Annotated in this window: 19 protein-coding genes; 1 reads left to right on the forward strand and 18 read right to left on the reverse strand. The window is 56.3% G+C overall.

Translation table 11 applies throughout. From position 1 onward, the window contains the following. Positions 1-100 precede the first annotated feature (100 nt). From DZC51_RS06145 to DZC51_RS06155, 3 genes are all read right to left on the reverse strand, one after another. Positions 101-307 (reverse strand): hypothetical protein, encoded by a 207-nt coding sequence (locus DZC51_RS06145; protein WP_157294501.1) that lies wholly within the window; start codon positions 305-307, stop codon positions 101-103. After that, positions 285-1,199: a hypothetical protein gene (locus DZC51_RS06150; protein ID WP_157294502.1), complete on the reverse strand. Its 915-nt coding sequence runs from the start codon at positions 1,197-1,199 to the stop codon at positions 285-287. The genes DZC51_RS06145 and DZC51_RS06150 overlap by 23 nt, the downstream gene beginning before the upstream one ends. Positions 1,200-1,352: 153 nt before the next feature. Beyond that, the gene (locus DZC51_RS06155; protein ID WP_157294503.1) at positions 1,353-1,568 is read right to left on the reverse strand and encodes a hypothetical protein; all 216 of its coding nucleotides are present in this window, start codon (positions 1,566-1,568) and stop codon (positions 1,353-1,355) included. Between the two features lie 503 nt (positions 1,569-2,071). Between DZC51_RS06155 and DZC51_RS06160 the strand changes: the two genes are divergently transcribed. Continuing rightward, a complete protein-coding gene (locus tag DZC51_RS06160; RefSeq protein ID WP_157294504.1) occupies positions 2,072-2,932 on the forward strand; it encodes a glycerophosphodiester phosphodiesterase in 861 nt (286 codons plus the stop codon). 587 nt (positions 2,933-3,519) lie between these two features. On the opposite strand, the gene DZC51_RS06165 is transcribed toward DZC51_RS06160, so the two are convergent. From DZC51_RS06165 to DZC51_RS06235, 15 genes are all read right to left on the reverse strand, one after another. Next, a complete protein-coding gene (locus tag DZC51_RS06165; RefSeq protein ID WP_157294505.1) occupies positions 3,520-4,272 on the reverse strand; it encodes an SDR family NAD(P)-dependent oxidoreductase in 753 nt (250 codons plus the stop codon). A gap of 17 nt (positions 4,273-4,289) precedes the next feature. After that, positions 4,290-5,162 carry a 3-hydroxyacyl-CoA dehydrogenase family protein gene (locus DZC51_RS06170; RefSeq protein WP_157294506.1) on the reverse strand — a complete coding sequence of 291 codons (873 nt, stop codon included), beginning with the start codon at positions 5,160-5,162 and terminating at the stop codon, positions 4,290-4,292. Positions 5,163-5,166: 4 nt separating this feature from the next. Beyond that, positions 5,167-5,934: an enoyl-CoA hydratase/isomerase family protein gene (locus DZC51_RS06175; RefSeq protein ID WP_157294507.1), complete on the reverse strand. Its 768-nt coding sequence runs from the start codon at positions 5,932-5,934 to the stop codon at positions 5,167-5,169. Further along, entirely contained in the window at positions 5,931-6,761 is an 831-nt protein-coding gene (locus tag DZC51_RS06180; RefSeq protein ID WP_157294508.1) for an enoyl-CoA hydratase-related protein, read from the reverse strand. The genes DZC51_RS06175 and DZC51_RS06180 overlap by 4 nt, the downstream gene beginning before the upstream one ends. Further along, positions 6,754-7,653, reverse strand: a complete 900-nt coding sequence (locus DZC51_RS06185) for an NAD(P)H-dependent flavin oxidoreductase (protein WP_157294509.1) — start codon at positions 7,651-7,653, stop codon at positions 6,754-6,756. Before DZC51_RS06185 ends, DZC51_RS06180 begins: the two co-directional genes overlap by 8 nt. Continuing rightward, positions 7,650-8,015 (reverse strand): MaoC family dehydratase, encoded by a 366-nt coding sequence (locus DZC51_RS06190; RefSeq protein ID WP_157294510.1) that lies wholly within the window; start codon positions 8,013-8,015, stop codon positions 7,650-7,652. Before DZC51_RS06190 ends, DZC51_RS06185 begins: the two co-directional genes overlap by 4 nt. Beyond that, positions 8,012-8,404 (reverse strand): FAS1-like dehydratase domain-containing protein, encoded by a 393-nt coding sequence (locus tag DZC51_RS06195; RefSeq protein WP_157294511.1) that lies wholly within the window; start codon positions 8,402-8,404, stop codon positions 8,012-8,014. Before DZC51_RS06195 ends, DZC51_RS06190 begins: the two co-directional genes overlap by 4 nt. Next, positions 8,401-9,432, reverse strand: a complete 1,032-nt coding sequence (locus tag DZC51_RS06200; RefSeq protein WP_157294512.1) for a phosphotransferase family protein — start codon at positions 9,430-9,432, stop codon at positions 8,401-8,403. The genes DZC51_RS06195 and DZC51_RS06200 overlap by 4 nt, the downstream gene beginning before the upstream one ends. Further along, positions 9,429-10,172, reverse strand: a complete 744-nt coding sequence (locus DZC51_RS06205) for a 2-phosphosulfolactate phosphatase (protein WP_157294513.1) — start codon at positions 10,170-10,172, stop codon at positions 9,429-9,431. Before DZC51_RS06205 ends, DZC51_RS06200 begins: the two co-directional genes overlap by 4 nt. Positions 10,173-10,180: 8 nt before the next feature. Beyond that, a complete protein-coding gene (locus tag DZC51_RS06210) occupies positions 10,181-10,744 on the reverse strand; it encodes a TRAP transporter small permease (protein ID WP_157294514.1) in 564 nt (187 codons plus the stop codon). A 5-nt stretch (positions 10,745-10,749) separates the two neighbouring features. Beyond that, a complete protein-coding gene (locus DZC51_RS06215; RefSeq protein ID WP_157294515.1) occupies positions 10,750-12,102 on the reverse strand; it encodes a TRAP transporter large permease in 1,353 nt (450 codons plus the stop codon). Between the two features lie 64 nt (positions 12,103-12,166). Further along, positions 12,167-13,288 (reverse strand): TRAP transporter substrate-binding protein DctP, encoded by a 1,122-nt coding sequence (gene dctP / locus DZC51_RS06220; RefSeq protein WP_157294516.1) that lies wholly within the window; start codon positions 13,286-13,288, stop codon positions 12,167-12,169. A 190-nt stretch (positions 13,289-13,478) separates the two neighbouring features. Further along, a complete protein-coding gene (locus DZC51_RS06225; protein WP_157294517.1) occupies positions 13,479-14,471 on the reverse strand; it encodes an NADPH:quinone oxidoreductase family protein in 993 nt (330 codons plus the stop codon). Continuing rightward, positions 14,468-15,709, reverse strand: a complete 1,242-nt coding sequence (locus DZC51_RS06230) for an acyl-CoA dehydrogenase family protein (RefSeq protein ID WP_157294518.1) — start codon at positions 15,707-15,709, stop codon at positions 14,468-14,470. Before DZC51_RS06230 ends, DZC51_RS06225 begins: the two co-directional genes overlap by 4 nt. Beyond that, positions 15,703-17,271, reverse strand: coding sequence for a class I adenylate-forming enzyme family protein (locus tag DZC51_RS06235; protein WP_157294519.1), 1,569 nt, complete (start codon positions 17,269-17,271; stop codon positions 15,703-15,705). The genes DZC51_RS06230 and DZC51_RS06235 overlap by 7 nt, the downstream gene beginning before the upstream one ends. Positions 17,272-17,273 lie beyond the last annotated feature (2 nt).

Consider the following 17,273-nt stretch of genomic DNA (forward strand, 5'->3'; position numbering starts at 1 on the left):
TTCCGAATTTATTTCTAAATATTTCGTCATTAACTTTCAATATACCGAATGGGCTTGTCTCTTGCAAACTAAAAAGCATGCACTGTTACAGTGCATGCCTTCAGTCGACTTTCCTGATTCTTTTTTTAATGTCCAGCACCGCTCCATCATTGTCCGACAGCCGGGTTTTCTCTGCCAGCCTCGGGTCGATCCGGCATGTCCGGGCAGTGCCCTGCTCCTTCAGCCGGTCCATGTGCGTCTGCATCTGTTGCTGCGCCCTTTGGGATGCCGCTTCCATAAAGGCTTTATTGATTCGACGATCTTTCATTCTGACTCTCCTCCTTTAGCAGTTGTTGTGAAAGGGTGATGACATGGAGCGCGCGGTCGATGTTGGCGATGAGGATGTTGTGCAGCACAGAGAACAGGAAGTCATCACTCGTCCGGAATGCATAGGAATAGCTGGTGAGGATTGTGAAGTACTCCCCGTCTTCAAAAATATGCCGGTGGATAAAGGTGTTTTTCTTCGGCCAGACGTCTGCCTCCCGGTTCACAAAAACCGAGTCCGCCGAGTGCCGGGCCTTGTTCACAAGGAGTTTTAAGGGCTTGGAGAGAGATTCGGTCTCCGTCCCGCTGATGATTGCATAATCAAAGCTGTGTCCGTAATGCTTCAGGTACTGGTCGGCCGTCTGTTCCAGGTAGCCTGACAGGAGTGATTCGTAAACCTCGCCAATCGGCCGCATCCGATCTGCGGGCTGGAAGCTTTCCTCAAGCAGCACTTCAAACACAAAGTCGTACACTTCCTGCCCCGAGAAAAACTTCATCAGCTTCGCGGGGTGGATGGAGTCTTCGACTTCCCCCTTCAGAACTTCGATTTTCTTTTCCGGACTTTCCGCTTCCAGTTCAAAGTTCATGACCTTCAGGCGCTGCAGGTTTTTCATGCCGAGACGGGCCACGACAAAAAACAGGATCCAGAGCAAGATCAGGCAGGCGCTGACCGTGATCTTCTGAAGCTCAGACGAATCCCCGATCGCTACGATCGACAGCTTCAACAGGCTGAACTTCTCCAGCTCCGCCTCGGTAAACTCCCTGACGCCTTCGAACGCCAGCACATTGCGGAAGATGACCCCAAGCAAAAACAGCAGCCCCGCAAAGTAGAGCCCGATCGGCAAGTACCGGGTCACAAAGGGCCTCAGCCGGAGCGTCCAGAAGGCATTCCACATCGCTTCCCCTCCCCTTTGCACCAGTGTATGCAACGCTGCTCCCGTTCTTCTCCGCTGGCGTCCGGGAAATGAAATGGAAGGATGCTATGGAGGACACGGAAAACAGCAAAAGGAGCCGGATCGGCTCCTTTGCCCATAAATAATGCCGTACGGTCATGCCTGATAATAGTCATTGTATTCATCATAGGAATGGGCTTCGTGATGGTCATGGCCATGCAACGCCCAATACATTTGGACCAGTTGCATTTCATACTGGACATGTTTCTTGTAGAAATAAATATGCTTCTCGGGGTCACTGTGTTCGTAGAACTTTGCCAGTGTTCCATACAAACTCGTCATCTGAAGAAGCTGGGCCAATCTCGGGTCCACCAGATCTCTCCTTTTATAGGGAATCAAGTACATCGTATGCGTAATGGGCTTGGTGGGCTGGGCGGTTGATTCTGTACCTTCTTCCTGCAACGCCTTCCTGAAAATGACCCAGTACTAGAATATGGTTTATTAAATTGGATAAAGTAAAGAGTCTAAAGCACCTCCTGATTTTGTCTGTAAAAAATAAAAATACCGGGTATAAAATAGTTTCCATGCGCATATCCTAACCTCATCACAGGGCCGCGGCACCGCCCTGTCCTGCGCGTACGGGCACTCTTGACGGAGAGTGGAAAACAAACACGCGCCGCTCCGGCCGGGGTGCGAGCCCGGTAGTGCCGCTATTACATAGGAAATAAGCCCCCGGCCGGATGGTTCCGGGGGCTCATCGTTGATATTTTATTAAAATACTTTCTTGAAACTCAATCGCTTATTAATATTCTATTCACATCCGCTTCATAATCGATTCTTATACTGAAGTCGACAAACCACTAAGGAGTGATTGGATGAAGCGGATCGTAACAGTATTGGCAGGCGTAGGAATCGCAATGAGTTCTTTTGCAGGGACTGTGGGAGCGGAACAGGCTGAGCCCACAAGCATCGTTTCCAAGCAGGAGCAGCAGAAGATGATCAACGTGGCCCACCGCGGGGCATCCGGACATGCACCGGAAAACACGATGGCGGCATTTCATAAAGGATTCGAGATGAAAGCGGACTATATCGAGATCGATGTCCAGATGACGAAGGACGGCGAGCTCGTCGCCATCCATGACACGACCGTCGACCGCACTACAAACGGCACGGGCGCAGTCGGCAGCCTGACATTCGATGAAATCCGTCAGCTGGATGCGGGCAGCTGGTTCGGACCGGAGTTCGCCGGCGAGAAGGTCCCGACATTCGAAGAGATCCTTGACGCATTCCGCGGCAAGGTCGGCATCCTGATCGAGCTGAAGGCGCCGGAACTTTACCCGGGAATCGAGGAAAAGGTCGCGGAAGCGCTGATCGAGCGCAATCTGCAGAACCCGAACAATGAAAAGATCATCATCCAGTCGTTCAACCATGAATCGATGCAGACATCGAAGGAGCTTCTGCCGAACGTCCCTCATGGCGTTCTCGTCGGTGGCGGCTGGGCGAATGTGACGGATGAGCAGCTGGCGGAGTTCGCTACATACGCTGACTACTTCAACCCGAGCATGGGCATCGTGACTCATGAACTGGTCGCTGATGTTCACGAAGCGGACATGAAGATTTATCCGTACACGTCCCGCTCCCAGGAGCAGGCCCTCCGTCTGTTCGACCTTGGCGTGGACGGCATCATCACCGACTATACGGAACATGTGTACAAGCACCCGGTGAAAAACAGCTGAATGGGATTGTCAAACAGGGCCGCCTCCGGGGCGGCCTTGTTTTTTTGGGGGGGCGCCGGTCTCGTCATTCGCTGCTTCGGTTTCGTCATTCACAGGCTTAGTTTCGTCATTCGAGGTCCCGATTTCGTCATTCATGAGGTTTCCGCGGGCGAATGACGAAACTTTTCATCTCAATGACGAGATTGAATGGATGAATGACGAAACTTTCCACTCCAATGACGAAATCATTTTAAATCGGGACTGCCCTCTGGCAGTCCCGCTCCTTTTTTACCTTGGAAGGGTTGGCGCGTGGTTTCGTCATTCGCTGCTTCGGTTTCGTCATTCACAGGCTTAGTTTCGTCATTCGGCGTCCCGGTTTCGTCATTCATGAGTTTTCCGGATGCGAATGACGAAACTTTTCATCCCAATGACGAGATTGAATGGATGAATGACGAAACTTTCCACTCTAATGACGAAATCATCATTACTGAAGAATCGGGGCTGCCCCTCGCAGTCCCGATTTTCTTTCCGCCTAACATTAGGCTAACAGAGCCTATCTTAGCGCAGATAAAAGCTCCTGGCTGCAGCCGGGAGCTTTTCTACCCTCATTATCTCGCCGACCATCCGCCGTCGACGCTGATGATCTGGCCGGTGATGTAGTCGGATGCATCTGATGCAAGCAAGACGACGGGGCCGGCGAGGTCGTCCAGTTCGCCGAGGCGGCCGAGCATCGTATGGCCGATGAGTTTCCGGGTGCGTTCCTTGTCTTCGAGGAACGATGCGGTCATCGGGGTCTGGATATAGCCGGGGGCGATGGCGTTGACGTGGATACCGTGTTCGGCGAGTTCTTCCGCCCAGACGCGTGTGAGCTGGTTGATGCCGCCTTTGCTTGCGGCATAGCTGGTCTGGTTGGGTCCGCCGATCAGGCCGTACACCGAGGAGATGTTGATGATCTTGCCCCGTTTCTGACGGATCATCTGCCGGGCGGCGGCCTGTCCGGCGAGGAAGATGCCTTTCAGGTTGGTGTCGACGACGCGGTCCCAGTCTTCCTCTTCCACTTCGACAAGGGGCTTCCGGATGTTCATGCCCGCGTTGTTGACGAGGATATCAAGTGAACCGAAGTGTTCCACCGTCCGTTCGACTGCCGACTCGATACTGGCGCGGTCGGTGACGTCGGATTGCTGGGCTTCTGCCCGGACGCCCTCAAACCCCAGCTGTTCTTTTGCCGCAGACAGGGCTTCTTCTCCCCGTCCTGTGATGACGATATTGGCGCCCTGTTTGCCGAGCGCTTCGGCCATCGCGAGTCCGATTCCCTTGCTGCCTCCGGTGATCAGGGCGGTTTTTCCGGTCAGGTCGAACATGTTTTCACCTCCCGATGTTACGTGAGCGATGGCTGTTTTTCTTTTGCCGGCTCGTATTCATAGAAGCCGCGGCCGGTTTTCCTGCCGAGGTGGCCGGCACGGACTTTCTTGCGGAGAATCTGTGGCACACGGTATTTGGAGTCGCCCGTTTCTTCCAGCAGCGTCTCGCAGACGAACAGCAGCGTATCGAGGCCGATCAGGTCAGCCAATGCGAGCGGTCCGATCGGCTGGCTTGTACCGAGCTTCATGGCCTTGTCGATATCTTCTTTTGATGCGAGGCCTTCCTGGTAGACGAACATCGCCTCATTGACCATCGGGACGAGGATCCGGTTGACGATGAAGAGCGGGGAGTCGACCGTCTGGATCGTCTCTTTCCCGATCGATCCGCAGATATCGCGGACTGCCTTCACCGTTTCTTCGGACGTTTCCTCGCCCGTGACGACTTCGACGAGTTTCATGATCGGCGGCGGGTTGAAGAAGTGGGTGCCGATCACTTTGTCCGGCCGTCCTGTTGAGGCTGCGATCTCGGTCACGCTCAGTCCCGAAGTGTTGGTTGCAAGCAAGGTCTCTTCCGGACAGATGGCATCCAGCTTCCGGAACACCTCCAGCTTCACTTCCATTTTTTCCGCGACCGCCTCGACTACGAGCTCCCGGTCTTGGAGCGATTCGATATCGAGCGTGAACGAAATCCGGTTCAGTGTGTCCGCGATATCCTGTTCCGTCTTGCCCTGTTTGCCGTAGATGCGCTTCAGGCTGTTTTCCATCGTCTGTTTGGCCCGTTCCAGCGCTTCTTCGGACTGGTCACATAAAATGACCTCGTGATCATACTGCGCAAACACTTGCGCAATGCCGTTCCCCATCGTTCCTGCTCCGATTACCCCTACTTTCATCTCATTACCTCCCCGTAAATTGTGGTTGCCGCTTTTCTAAAAAGGCTGTGGCCCCTTCCCGCATATCCCCCGACCCGAAGAGCGGGCTGCAGATGTCGGTCTCCAACTGGAGCGCATCATCCAAAGGAAGTGCTGCCCCTTCATCAATCGCCCGTTTGGCGGCAGATACCGCGAGCGGGCCGTTTTTCGTGATGGTCTCGGCGATTTCCCGGGCTTTGTCCAAGACTTCCCCGTCTGCAACCACTTCGATGATGCCTCGCCGTTGTGCTTCTTCTGCGTCCATCATGCGGCCAGTGAAGATGAGCTCCTTAGCCGTTCCCGGTCCTGCGATCCGGGTGAGCCGCTGTGTGCCGCCGTATCCCGGAACGATACCGAGCTTAGCCTCCGGAAGTCCGACTTTTGCCTTGGCCGAAGCCACTCGGATGTCGCAGGCAAGTGCGAGCTCCAGGCCGCCGCCGAGTGCATAGCCGTTGATTGCGGCAATGACCGGAATCTCCAGTTGCTCGATCCTGCGGAAAATGCCGCTGCCCTTGCCGAGCAGTGCCGGTGCTGTTTCTTCGTCCAGTCCGAGAAACTCGCTGATCTCCGCACCCGCCACAAACGCCCGGTCGCCGTCTCCTGTGATGATCAATGCGCGGACCGTTTCGTCCTCTGCAATTTTGGTGATCGCTTCGTCCAGTTCCCGCAACACGTCCGCGTTCAGCGTGTTCATCGGTGGATTGCTGATCGTGAGGGTGAACACTGCGCCCTCCTGCTCAATTTGTACCGTCATACGCCTGCTCCTTTCTTTTCTTTGAAAAAGTCCGGCAGCTCACCGGCCCGCATCGGGAAGTTGGCTTTCCGCTTTTCTTTGAATGAAGCGATCCCTTCCTTTACGTCAGGGGAATCCGAGATCCAATGAAGGAATTTTGATTCGACAAGATGGGATTCTTCCGGGTGGCTGCTTCCGAGCATCGAATAGAAGAGCTGCCTTGAAAATGCCCTGGATACCGCCGACGTGTTCCCGATCATCTCTTCCGCCAGCTGCACGGCACGTGCATATGGATCGGCATCGATGTAGGAGAACAGCCCGCTCTCCTTTTCCTCTTCCGCCCGGAAGATCCGGCCGGTGTATACCCATTCAAGCGCTTTGGCATGGCCGACGATCCGCGGAAGGAAATAGCCGCTGGCCGCTTCCGGCCCGATGCCCCTCTGGCCGAAGACGAATCCGACTTTGGCGGCAGGTGCCGCAATCCGGATGTCCATCGGCAGCGTCATCGTGATGCCGATTCCGACGGCGGCACCGTTGATCGCGGCGATGACCGGCTTGTTGAGCCGATAAACGGCCAGGCTGACGCGGCCCCCGGTGTCCCGGAAATCCTCGAAGCTTTCGGTTGAGGCGAACACGTCATCTCCCTGCGAAAGGTCCATCCCTGCGCAGAAGGCGCGTCCCTTGCCGGTCACGATGATCACCTGGACGTCGTCATCCTCGCCCGCCTTCGTGTAAGCATCAATCAGTTCTTCCATCATTTTCTCAGAGAATGTATTCATTGCTTCGGGCCGGTCGAGGAAAATCGTCCGGATGCCAGCTTTCGTCTCTATGGAAATCGTTTCATACAAGCTGGGTCACTCCCTTCAGCGCGTCTTCATATTCCTGTTTCAGCTGCCCGATCACGTCCGCCATTGACTGGATTTCCTTGACGGCTGTTACGCCGTGTCCGGCAGACCAGATGTCCCGCCATGCTTTGGCGTCGGTCATATGCGCGAGGTCCACGTCTTCCCTCGGCTTGAGTGAAGACGGGTCGATGTTGTTTTTCAGCAAACTCGGGATGAGGTAATTGGCATGGACGCCGCTGAAGGAATCGGTGTAGATGATGTCCTCGGGGCCTGCCTCCACAAGCATTTCCTTGTATTCCAGCGGTGCGCTGCTTTCTGCGGTCGCGATGAAACGTGTGCCCATATAGGCATAGTCGGCGCCCATCGTCTGTGCGGCAAGGACGTCTTTCCCGGTCGAAATCGCGCCGGCCAGAATCAATGTGCCGTCCCAGAATTCCCGGACCGCCTGTGTGAAGGCGAACGGGTTCAGATTGCCGGCATGACCTCCCGCGCCGGCGCATACGAGAATCAGTCCGTCCACGCCGGCTTCTGAGGATTTCCGTGCGTGCCTGATCGTCGCGACATCCGCGTACACCTTGCCTCCGTAGGATTTCACGGCTTCGACGACACGTCCCGGATGTCCGAGCGAAGCGATGACAATCGGCGGTTCGAATTCCCTGACGAGTTCCAGGTCTTCTTCAAATCGCTTGTTAGTCTTATGGGAAATGTAATTCACCGCCCACGGTTCGCCGTTGATCAGTTCGGAACTGATTTCCCGGAGCCACTCCTCGCATGCTTCCCGGGTGCGTGCGTTCAGGAGCGGCACTGAGCCGATCAGTCCGTTCCGGGAGGCTTCCACGACCATCGCCGGGGTCGAGACGAGAAACATGGGCGATACGATTACCGGAAGATTCATGGGTTTCCTCCTTTGAGTCCGAATTCAAGAGCGACTTTCACCTTGCCGTCCGGGCCGATCAGGCTGCCGGCCCCTTCCCCGTCAGCGCCGATCTCCAGTTCCAGTTGGAGCGGCTCATCCGGGTAGACGATATCCTTGAACTTGGCGGACAGCCGCCCCGGCTTTTCGCCGAGCGCTTCCGTGATTCTTGACGAACAGATGCCCATCATCAGAAGTCCATGAGCGATGCGGTCACGGTATCCATGTGCTCTTGCCGCTTCCGGGTCCATATGGATCGGATTCAGGTCACCGCTTGCATGGCCGTAATCCACGACCTGTTCCGCGGTGACGGTGACCGGAATCATGAGTTGCTGCATGGTCATTCTGTACGGCTCCCTTCCCTGCAGAAGTAGGTCGCTTTGGCGCGGGCAACCTCATCCGATTCCGAGCGGATGGAAGTTTCCACTATCAGCACACGCCACTTCTTTTTCTGTTCGTCCCCCGTCACCCGGGAAGTCATCCGGAGGGTCTCCCCCTCCTCGGGTTCGCGAATCGTTTCAAAGTGCTGTTCCACATGGAGAACATGGGCTTCGCCAAACCCCAGTTCCTCAAGGAAGGTGTACAGATTCCGCTCTCCCTTGTAGAGGGCGGCCGAGTAGATCGTCGGCGGCAGCCCGGGGCCACTGTATCCGACACTTTCTGAGAATGTCCGGACGAGCTCCGGTTCAAGGACCAGCGGCGTGTAGTCGAATTGGTATCCGACAGCGGTCACAGCAGCTTCCCCGCCCGGGCGTCATGGCCCATCTCAATCAGGTTGCGGACCGCCCCGTTCAGTGTGCCGAACCGCTCGTCTTCCACCGTGCCGTCCGCCCATCGCTTGTAGATCTGCTGGAGGATGACCGCCAGCTTGTAGAAGCCGAACGCGAGGTAGAAGTCGATATGGGTCATGTCGCGGCCGCTCTTCGTTGCGTATTCTTCCGTGAATTCCCGTCTGGAATAAAATCCGGGCAGGCTCGAGACGGCGTTGATGCCCATGTCCCGGTCCTGGGCGCTTCCCCAGTAGGCGAGCGCTGATCCGACATCGCTGAGCGGATCGCCGATTGTGGCGAGTTCCCAGTCGAGGACGCCCGTCGTGTTCGACGGATCGTCCGCATCGATGACGATGTTATTCAGCTTGAAATCGTTATGGACGATCGTCGTTTCCGGGTTGAGCGGGACGGCCTGTTTGAGCCAGTCCTCGAGTTCCCCGATGCCGCTGATATCCTCGGTCTTCGCGGCGTCATAGCGCCGGATCCAGCCGTTCACCTGCCGCTCCATGAATCCTTCCGGCTTGCCCATCTTCTCAAGGCCCGCCTTTTTATAGTCCACCTGCTGCAGTTCAATCAGCGTGCCGATCAGGTTGCGGGACAGTTTGGGGCCGACCACCTCGGAACTCCCCCAGCGTTCCGGGAAGGTTTCGTCAACGACGACACCCTCCTTTTTCTCCATCACGTAAAAATGTTTGTCCATGATCGCTTCGTCTTCATGAAGCAGATACGGCTTCGGCGCGTAGTGGAACAACGGATTGATCTTCTCGAGCAACGTATATTCCCGCTCCATGTCGTGGGCGCGAGGCGGAAGCGGCCCGCCCGGCGGACGGCGCATGACGCCTTCCCAGTCCCCCGCCTTCAGGAGATAGGTCATATTCGAATAGCCCTCTGAGAATTTCTCCCAGCGGAGCGGCTCCGCCGGAAGGTCTATCTTGTCCCTCAGCAGCTGCTCCAGCGGTTCCCAGTTGATATAAAACGTTTGGACGGTCATGGAAACACCCCTTCTTGTAATTTCACGATCCCTCTGTCCTCTGCCGAATACCGTGCAATCACCGGGACCCGGTCCTTATGGCTGATCACGTATTCAGCCGCATCGGGAAAGCCTTTCGCCTCAAGCAGATGGAAGGTCTCGACATCCAGGAGATCCCGGTGATCCGCGTTCGCCGACTCAGCATAAAGGCGGTGCGCGATCACGGCCGCATCGGACAGCTGATAGTCGCCCAGCTTCAGCAGCTCATCGATCAGATGGCCTCCGCCGACCATGTCCTCCACCGAAAGCCTTCCGGCATTGCCCGCGGCGACGATGACGATCGATTCGCTTTCCGTCTGTTCGGCGATGTAGGCGGCGAGCGAGCGCCCGTTCAGCAAGGATCCGATCAGGAGCTCCTTTGCCCCTTTCGCCTTCTCTAGTGCCCTCGTGCCGTTTGTTGAACAGAAAACAGCCCGTTCGCCATTCTCGGCAAGACCGATCTGCTGGGGATCCGGATAAAGAAAGTCCTCGATCGGATCACCGTCAGATTCACCGACCATGACAGCGGGCGAATGGGCGGAAGCACGGAATGCCCGTGCCGCCGCCTCATTCTCCACCGCCGTGACCGGCCCGTATTTCTTTTCAAGCAAAAACAGGATCGTGGAAGTGGCCAGGAACACATCGTAGACTACTGCCACGCAATCTTTGAGTTTTTCGGGTTCAATGGATTCCTTTAGCGGAACCACATGTATTTTTCTCATGGAATTCCTCATTTCACGGCCTGATTGATGATCTGCTCTTCCTCCGACGGATTGTATTCCACGACGAAGGTCGGATCTTTCTCGATCAGGTTTTTAATGAACAGGAAGATGTTTTCAACGACGATCAGCGCAAATGCAACCGGAATTGTGAAGAACACCGGCCATAGCTGGTACAGCGTCCCGGCTGCCGGGAAGGACGTGTTCCGCTCCATCCCGTCCATCGCGTAGCCCCAGCTGAACTGGACGACCAGGATGAGGATGAAAATCTCGATTGCGATGAGGAACAGGATGAGGATCCGCTTTACCGCGGGCGAGAACTTCGCAAACAGCAGCTCCATCTTCGGAAGCACGCCGGACGCATACACATAGGCCAGGCCCGGGAACACGACAAGCGGCATCATATAGTTCTGGATGATCTCAAAGCCACCCCGAACGGAACTGGAAAACAGGTTCCTCATCACCACGTCGTACGTAATAAAGAACATCATGATCAGCGCGACCACGGCACTGATGACGAGGCCGATTTTCTTCAGAACACCGAAGTAACCGTATAGTTTATAGAAAGTCGTCATTCCGCTCACCCCTTTCCGCTGCTGATCGACGGCAGCCATGTCGCCAGTTCAGGGAATGCGATCATGAGTCCGCAGACGACGATCATCGAAAATACCGCAAACCCCATACCGATTTTAAAGATCGAACCCGAACTGATGCCGGTCACGCCAGACACCGCATAGACGCTCAGTCCTACAGGCGGCGTGATGAGGCCGATTGTACAGATAACGGAGATGAACACCCCGAACCAGAGCACGTCGACCTGGAGCGCCGTGATGATCGGCAGGAACACCGGGATCGTCATGAGGATGACCGCCGCCCCTTCGATGAACATGAACATGATGAAAAGGATGGCGGAAATCAGTAGAAGGACAAGTGCCGGCGTCGCCATCAGGGGCTCCAGCAGGTTGATCAGCTTTCTCGGCAAGAGCGACAGCGAGACAAACCGGCCGAAAATCTGCGCGCCGATCATGATCAGCATGACCATCCCCGTGAGCTTGATGGTCTCTGTAAGGGAGGCCTTGAAGAAATTCAGGTTCACCTTGCCGAGGAGAAGCGCGGTCAGAAGGCCCACTACCGAGCCGACTGCTCCGGCTTCCGTCGGCGTAAAGATTCCGGAATAGATGCCTCCGAAAATGGTGGCGACGATGACCACGCCCATGAGGACGGAGACGGCCAGTCTCGAGACCGGGACATTCTCCTCCGCTGCCTCCGCCTCGGCCGCGGCTGCAATTTCAGCCTGGACTTCCGCAGCGGCCGGGGACCTTTTGGCTTCTCTCCGGTAATAGAACAGCATTGCGATGATGAACGTCACCATGACAAGCACGCCAGGGATGAACGCGCCGATGAACAGCGCACCGACCGGTGTTTCCGTCGCGACCCCGTAAAGGATCAGGATGATGCTCGGCGGGATGATGCCGGACAGTGAGCCGCCGGCCGATGCGATGGCCCCGGCAAGCGGTCCGCTGTAACCGTGTTTCCGGAGTTCGGGAACCGCGACCTGTCCGAGCGATGCGGCCGTCGCCGTCCCTGAGCCGGATACCGCCCCGAGCATTCCGCCGATGATGAGCGTCAAGGTGCCGAGCAGGCTCCGCCGGCCGCGGGAGATTTTGTGCACGATGTAGAAAATGTCCTGGACCAGGCCTGAGTGCAGGATAAACTGCGCCATCAGGACAAACAGCGGGATGGTCGTGAGCGTATAGCTCGCCACCCGGTTGAATGGTTCATTTCCGAGCAGGCCCGGAAGGATCGAGAAGCCCTCGAGCAGGATCAGGCCGATGATGCCGCTTGCCAGCAAGACTGAGTGGATGTACATCCCCATCAGAAGAAACATGATCATCATGAAGATGATGATTCCGACCACCAAATAGCTGTCCATCTTGTTTCACCCCCATTTAGGTTGAGAAAAGGCGATAATGCCAGGATTATCGCCTTTTCTTCTATTACATATCTTTGACTTTCTGAGGCACTTCTCCGCCCTGTTCGATCATAAGGTCCCTCCAGAGCTTGACGAGTTCGGTGCCCGGAAGGCCGTTGTCCTCGAGAAGCTTGGCATAGTCGCCCCATGTGTTTTCGATTCCTTCATTAAAGTGGTCCTGCACATCCTGAGGAAGCGTCGCGAAGTCGACGAACTCGCCGCCCTGCTCTTCGTTCATCTTCTTCACTTCTTCTGAGCGGTCCATCCAGATCTGCGCGGAGTCTTCAAAGTACTCTTCTGTCGCCTGTTCCATCGCTTCCTGGACATTTTCAGGCAGAGACTCGAACTTCTCTTCATCCATGCCGATGAACGCGTTGAAGTGTCCGAAGTTGATGCCCGTCACCGTGTACTTGAACAGGTCCTGGAAGCCGTAGCCGGTCCAGTCCGCGATGCTGTAGAAGCTGCCGTCGAACGCGCCGCGGCTCAGCGCATCATACATTTCCACCGCAGGCATCGTGATACTGTTGAGTTCGGTTTGCTTGGCGTACATCTCATGGATCCGTGACGGCGTCCGGAGTGATGTGCCTTTGACATCTCCCGCAGATGCGAACTCCTTGCCGGTCGTCGAAATCGAGTATTCCTGAGTGGTCGAGATCGGGAAGACTTTGAACTGGTCGAATTGGAGCTCGGTGAACGTCTTGCCGTCCTGAAGCTCCACATCGCTCTCAAGTAGCGCTTTCCATGCATGTGAGGCGATCAGCGTGTCCGAGTGGTTGAGCGGGAGCATAGTCACTTCCGCCATCGGGAACTGGTCCGGCTGGTAAATCGGCAGAACCAGGGCGACGTCAACCGTACCGTTTTCCACCGCTTCCGCCTCGTCCGGAACGGCAACCAGCTCGCCGGATACGAACGTCTCAAACTCCACCTGGCCGTCCGTCAGCTCGGTGACCCGCTCCATCCAAGGCTCCATCCCGCCTGCCCACCAGGCATGCTGCGGGCTGAGTCCCGTAGCGGCGCGGAGCGTGATCTTTTCGCCTTCTGCGGAAGCGGCGTCTTCAGAGGACGTCTCTCCCCCGCATGCTGCAAGCATCATCGAGGCCCCGAGAAGAACGGCCCCCAACATTTTTGATTTCTTGGTCCATCTCATTTCTGTCAACTCCTTTTCTTTTGGCTTTGTTATAGATCGTTGTTGATTTCCGTTACGGCCGTACGCTTTCCGCGGGGAAGGCATCAAGCCGCCTGCAGCGTCTCTCCGCACTTCCTTTTCCGCAGGAGTCGACGGCCTTCACTGCAATCAACAGGTAAATACAGCACTTTCCTCTAATAGGTCATTTCTTTTATTGATGTTCTCCGACCTTCAGCAGCAGCTTCCCGTACGTCTCCCGGTTCGACAGTTTGCCGAGTGCGTCCGGCAGTTGTTCGAACGGATAGGCTCCGTAGACGAGCGGGTCTATTTTCCCTTCCTTATACAACTCCATGAGTGCGGCGTGGTAGTTGGCCACTTCTTCCGGGTGGAGCTTCCTGAAGTAGCCCCAGTGCACGCCGACGACCGAGTAGTTCTTGATGAGCACGTGGTTGGTCGGGGCATCCGCGATGCGTCCGCCCGCAAAACCGATGACGAGGATCTTGCCCTCGAAGGCGATGCATTTTCTCGATTTGTCGAACACGTCCCCGCCGACCGGGTCGAAAATCAGGTCCGCCCCTTGGCCTTCCGTGATCGCCTTGACTTCTTTCACGAAGTCTTCGGCCCGGTAGTTGATCGCATAGTCCGCTCCGATGTTGCGGCAGATGTCTGTTTTTTCATCTGATCCGGCGGTCGCGATGACCGTGGCGCCTGCCGCTTTTCCGAGTTGGATGGCAGCGGAGCCGACGCCGCCGGAACCGGCGTGGACGAGGAGCACCTGCCCTTCTTTGATTCCGCCCATTCTATGGAGAGCGAAGTAGGCCGTCTGGTAGGTGATGAACATCGACGCCGCTTTTTCATGGCTCAGCTCATCAGGGATCGGGAAGACGAGCGACTCGTCGATCACCAGGTCTTCCGCGAATCCGCCGTTCGGCAGGAGCGGTGTGGCGATGACCCGGTCCCCCTCTTTCAGGACGGACCCGGCAGCCGTTTCCTTGATGACGCCGCTGACTTCCGCTCCCGGTGTGAACGGGAGGTCGTGGGTTTCCTGGTACTTGCCCTGGCACTGGAGAATATCGAAGAAATTCATCGCCGCCGCCCGGACGCCGATGCGGACCTCGCCGGGCTGCAGTTGGGACGGTGAGACTTTGTTTAGCTGGAGCGCTTCATGCGGATCGTCCAGCTTAGTGATCTGCCAGGCCCTCATCGCACGGGCTCCTTTTCTTTGGACGTCCTTTCGTTCAGCTGCTCGCGGATTTCGAGCTTGGCGATGTCGCGGAGGTGGACCTGGTCAGGGCCGTCGACAATCCGGAGCGTGCGGGCGTTGGCCCAGTGCGCCGCGAGGACGGTGTCATCCGATACACCTGCTCCGCCGAACAGTTGGATGGCGCGGTCGATGACGTTCAGGCACATCCGCGGTGCCGCGATTTTCGTCATGGAGATCTCCTTGCGGGCCGCCTTGTTGCCTTCGGTGTCCATCTTGTGGGCAGCGGACAAAGTGAGGAGACGCGCCGCGTCGATCTCGATCCGGCTTTCCGCGATCTGTTCGCGGATGACCGCTTTGTCGATGTTGCGGGAGCCGAATGTCTCGCGGCCGTCCGCCCGCTCGATCATGAGTTCCAGCGCGCGTTCAGCGGCACCGATCGCCCGCATGCAGTGGTGGATACGGCCAGGCCCGAGGCGTCCCTGTGCGATTTCAAATCCGCGTCCCTCTCCGAGAAGGATGTTGGAAGCAGGAACCCGGACATTGTTGTAGTGCACTTCCGCATGGCCGTGCGGAGCATGGTCATAGCCGAATACCGGCAGATAGCGTTTGACTTCCACGCCCGGCGCATCGAACGGAACGATGATCATCGACTGCTGGCGGTATGTTTCCGCTTCCGGATCGGACTTGCCCATGACGATTGCGACTTTGCAGCGCGGGTCCATCGCGCCCGACGACCACCATTTCTTGCCGTTGATGACGTATTCGTCGCCGTCACGGGTGATCGATGCCTGGATGTTCGTCGCGTCCGAGGAAGCGACTTCAATCTCGGTCATCGAGAAGACGGAGCGGATCTCGCCTTCCAGGAGCGGCTTGAGCCATTTTTCCTTCTGCTCTTCGGTGCCGTATTTCATGAACACTTCCATGTTGCCGGTGTCCGGTGCGTTGCAGTTGAAGATTTCCGGTGCGATCAGGGAACGTCCCATGATCTCGCACAGATGGGCATATTCGTAGTTGGTCAGCCCAAGACCGTATTCCTCGTTGTCAATGAACAGGTTCCATAGGCCTTCCGCCTTGGCTTTCGCCTTGAGTTCCTCGATGACTGGCGGGACGACCCAGCGGTTTTCCGCGTCGTTCAGCTGCTGTTCGTACACCGCCTCATTTTTGTAGACGTGTTCGTCCATAAATTGAGTGAGCTGGTCCTTGATTTTTTGCGCTTTCGGGGATAGTTCTTTTAGCATGATGATCCTCCTTTGTTTTTCAGGGCTGTCTTCAGGATTTTGCCGGAGGCATTCCTCGGCAGTTCATCCAGGAATACGATCGATTCGGGTACTTTGAATTTGGCCAGGCGCTCGAGGCAGAATTGGCGGATGGCTTCGGTGTCCTTTTCGTCCAGCGTCGGGGAGACAATGAATGCCTTGACCCGCTCGCCGAATACGGTGTCGGGCTCACCGACCACGGCCGCTTCATTGATCTCGGGATGGGCTTTCAGGACGTCCTCCACTTCGATGGAGAAAATCTTCTCGCCTGCGCGGTTGATCATGTCTTTTTTACGGTCCAGGATGTAGACGAATCCGTCTTCGTCGATCTGGCCGAGGTCACCGGAGTGCCAGTAGCCGTCGGTGAAGTTTTTCAGGTTGGCTTCTTCATTTTCCCAGTAGCCTTCCACGACCATCGGGCCCCGGATGTAGAGCTCACCTGTCTTTCCGGCCGGAAGCTCTTCTCCGTTTTCATCGACGATCTTGATGTCGGCGACCGGAACCGGGCGGCCGCAGGAGCGGACCTTGCTTTCGTCGTATGCGGTCGGCATGATCGTCGCCGGAGAAGTGGTTTCCGTTGAGCCATACGCATTGTGGAGTTCGGCATTCGGGAACGCCCGCTTCATCGTCTCGAATGTCTGCCGGTAGATCGGCGAACCGCCATAGGCGACTTTTCGTACAAAGCTGAAGTCGTTCTCAAGGAACTTCCGGCTGGTCGACATCATGATGAAGATGGTCGGTACGTTGAAAAGGAAATTGATCTTATTTTCGAGAACAAGGTCGATGTAGGCTTCGTTCTGATAGCGTTCCATCGAGTAGACCGTGCCGCCGTTGTAGAACTGATGGAGCAGTTGCCCGACCAGGCCGGTCACATGGAACATCGGCACGGCGATGACGGTCGACAGGGTCTCATCAGAGTCCAGGATGTTTTTGTAGTTCATGATGCTGTGGATGACATTGATGTGGGAGATGACCGCGCCCTTTGGCCGTCCGGTCGTGCCGGACGTGTACAGGATATAGGCGGGATCGGTTTCTTCGACGGTGGTATCCCGGAGATTGACCAGGTTGGCCCGGGCGACTTTCCGGATGAGTCCGGTGATTTCATGGTGTGATTCCAGGTGAGGTGTGTCGGTGATTTTTTCTTTGAGCGGTTCCTGATGCAGGACCGTTTTTGCTCCCGAGTGATTGAGGATGTAGGCGATTTCTTCTTTGGACAGTTTCGTATTGACAGGGACCATGATGGCCCCGATCATGGCGCAGGCGTAGCAGACGATCGGAAACTCGAGGCTGTTGCCGATCAGGCTCGCCACCCGGTCGCCTTTTCGGATATGCAGCTCATTTTGGAGAAAGGCGGCCAGGTTTTTCGAGCATCTTTCGAACTCCCTGTAGGTGAGGTCGCCCTGCTCGCTCGAGACAGCGGTTTTATCGGGGTATGTTTCCACCGACTGATGGATGAATTCTGCAATGGAGGACGGGCGCTCCTCGTAAACGCGGATGTTCTCCCGGCCGAAAAGTGTCATCTTTGAAATCGTCAACGTGGTCATGG

The organism is Bhargavaea sp. CC-171006 (assembly GCF_009761675.1).
GTDB classification, from domain to species: domain Bacteria; phylum Bacillota; class Bacilli; order Bacillales_A; family Planococcaceae; genus Bhargavaea; species Bhargavaea changchunensis.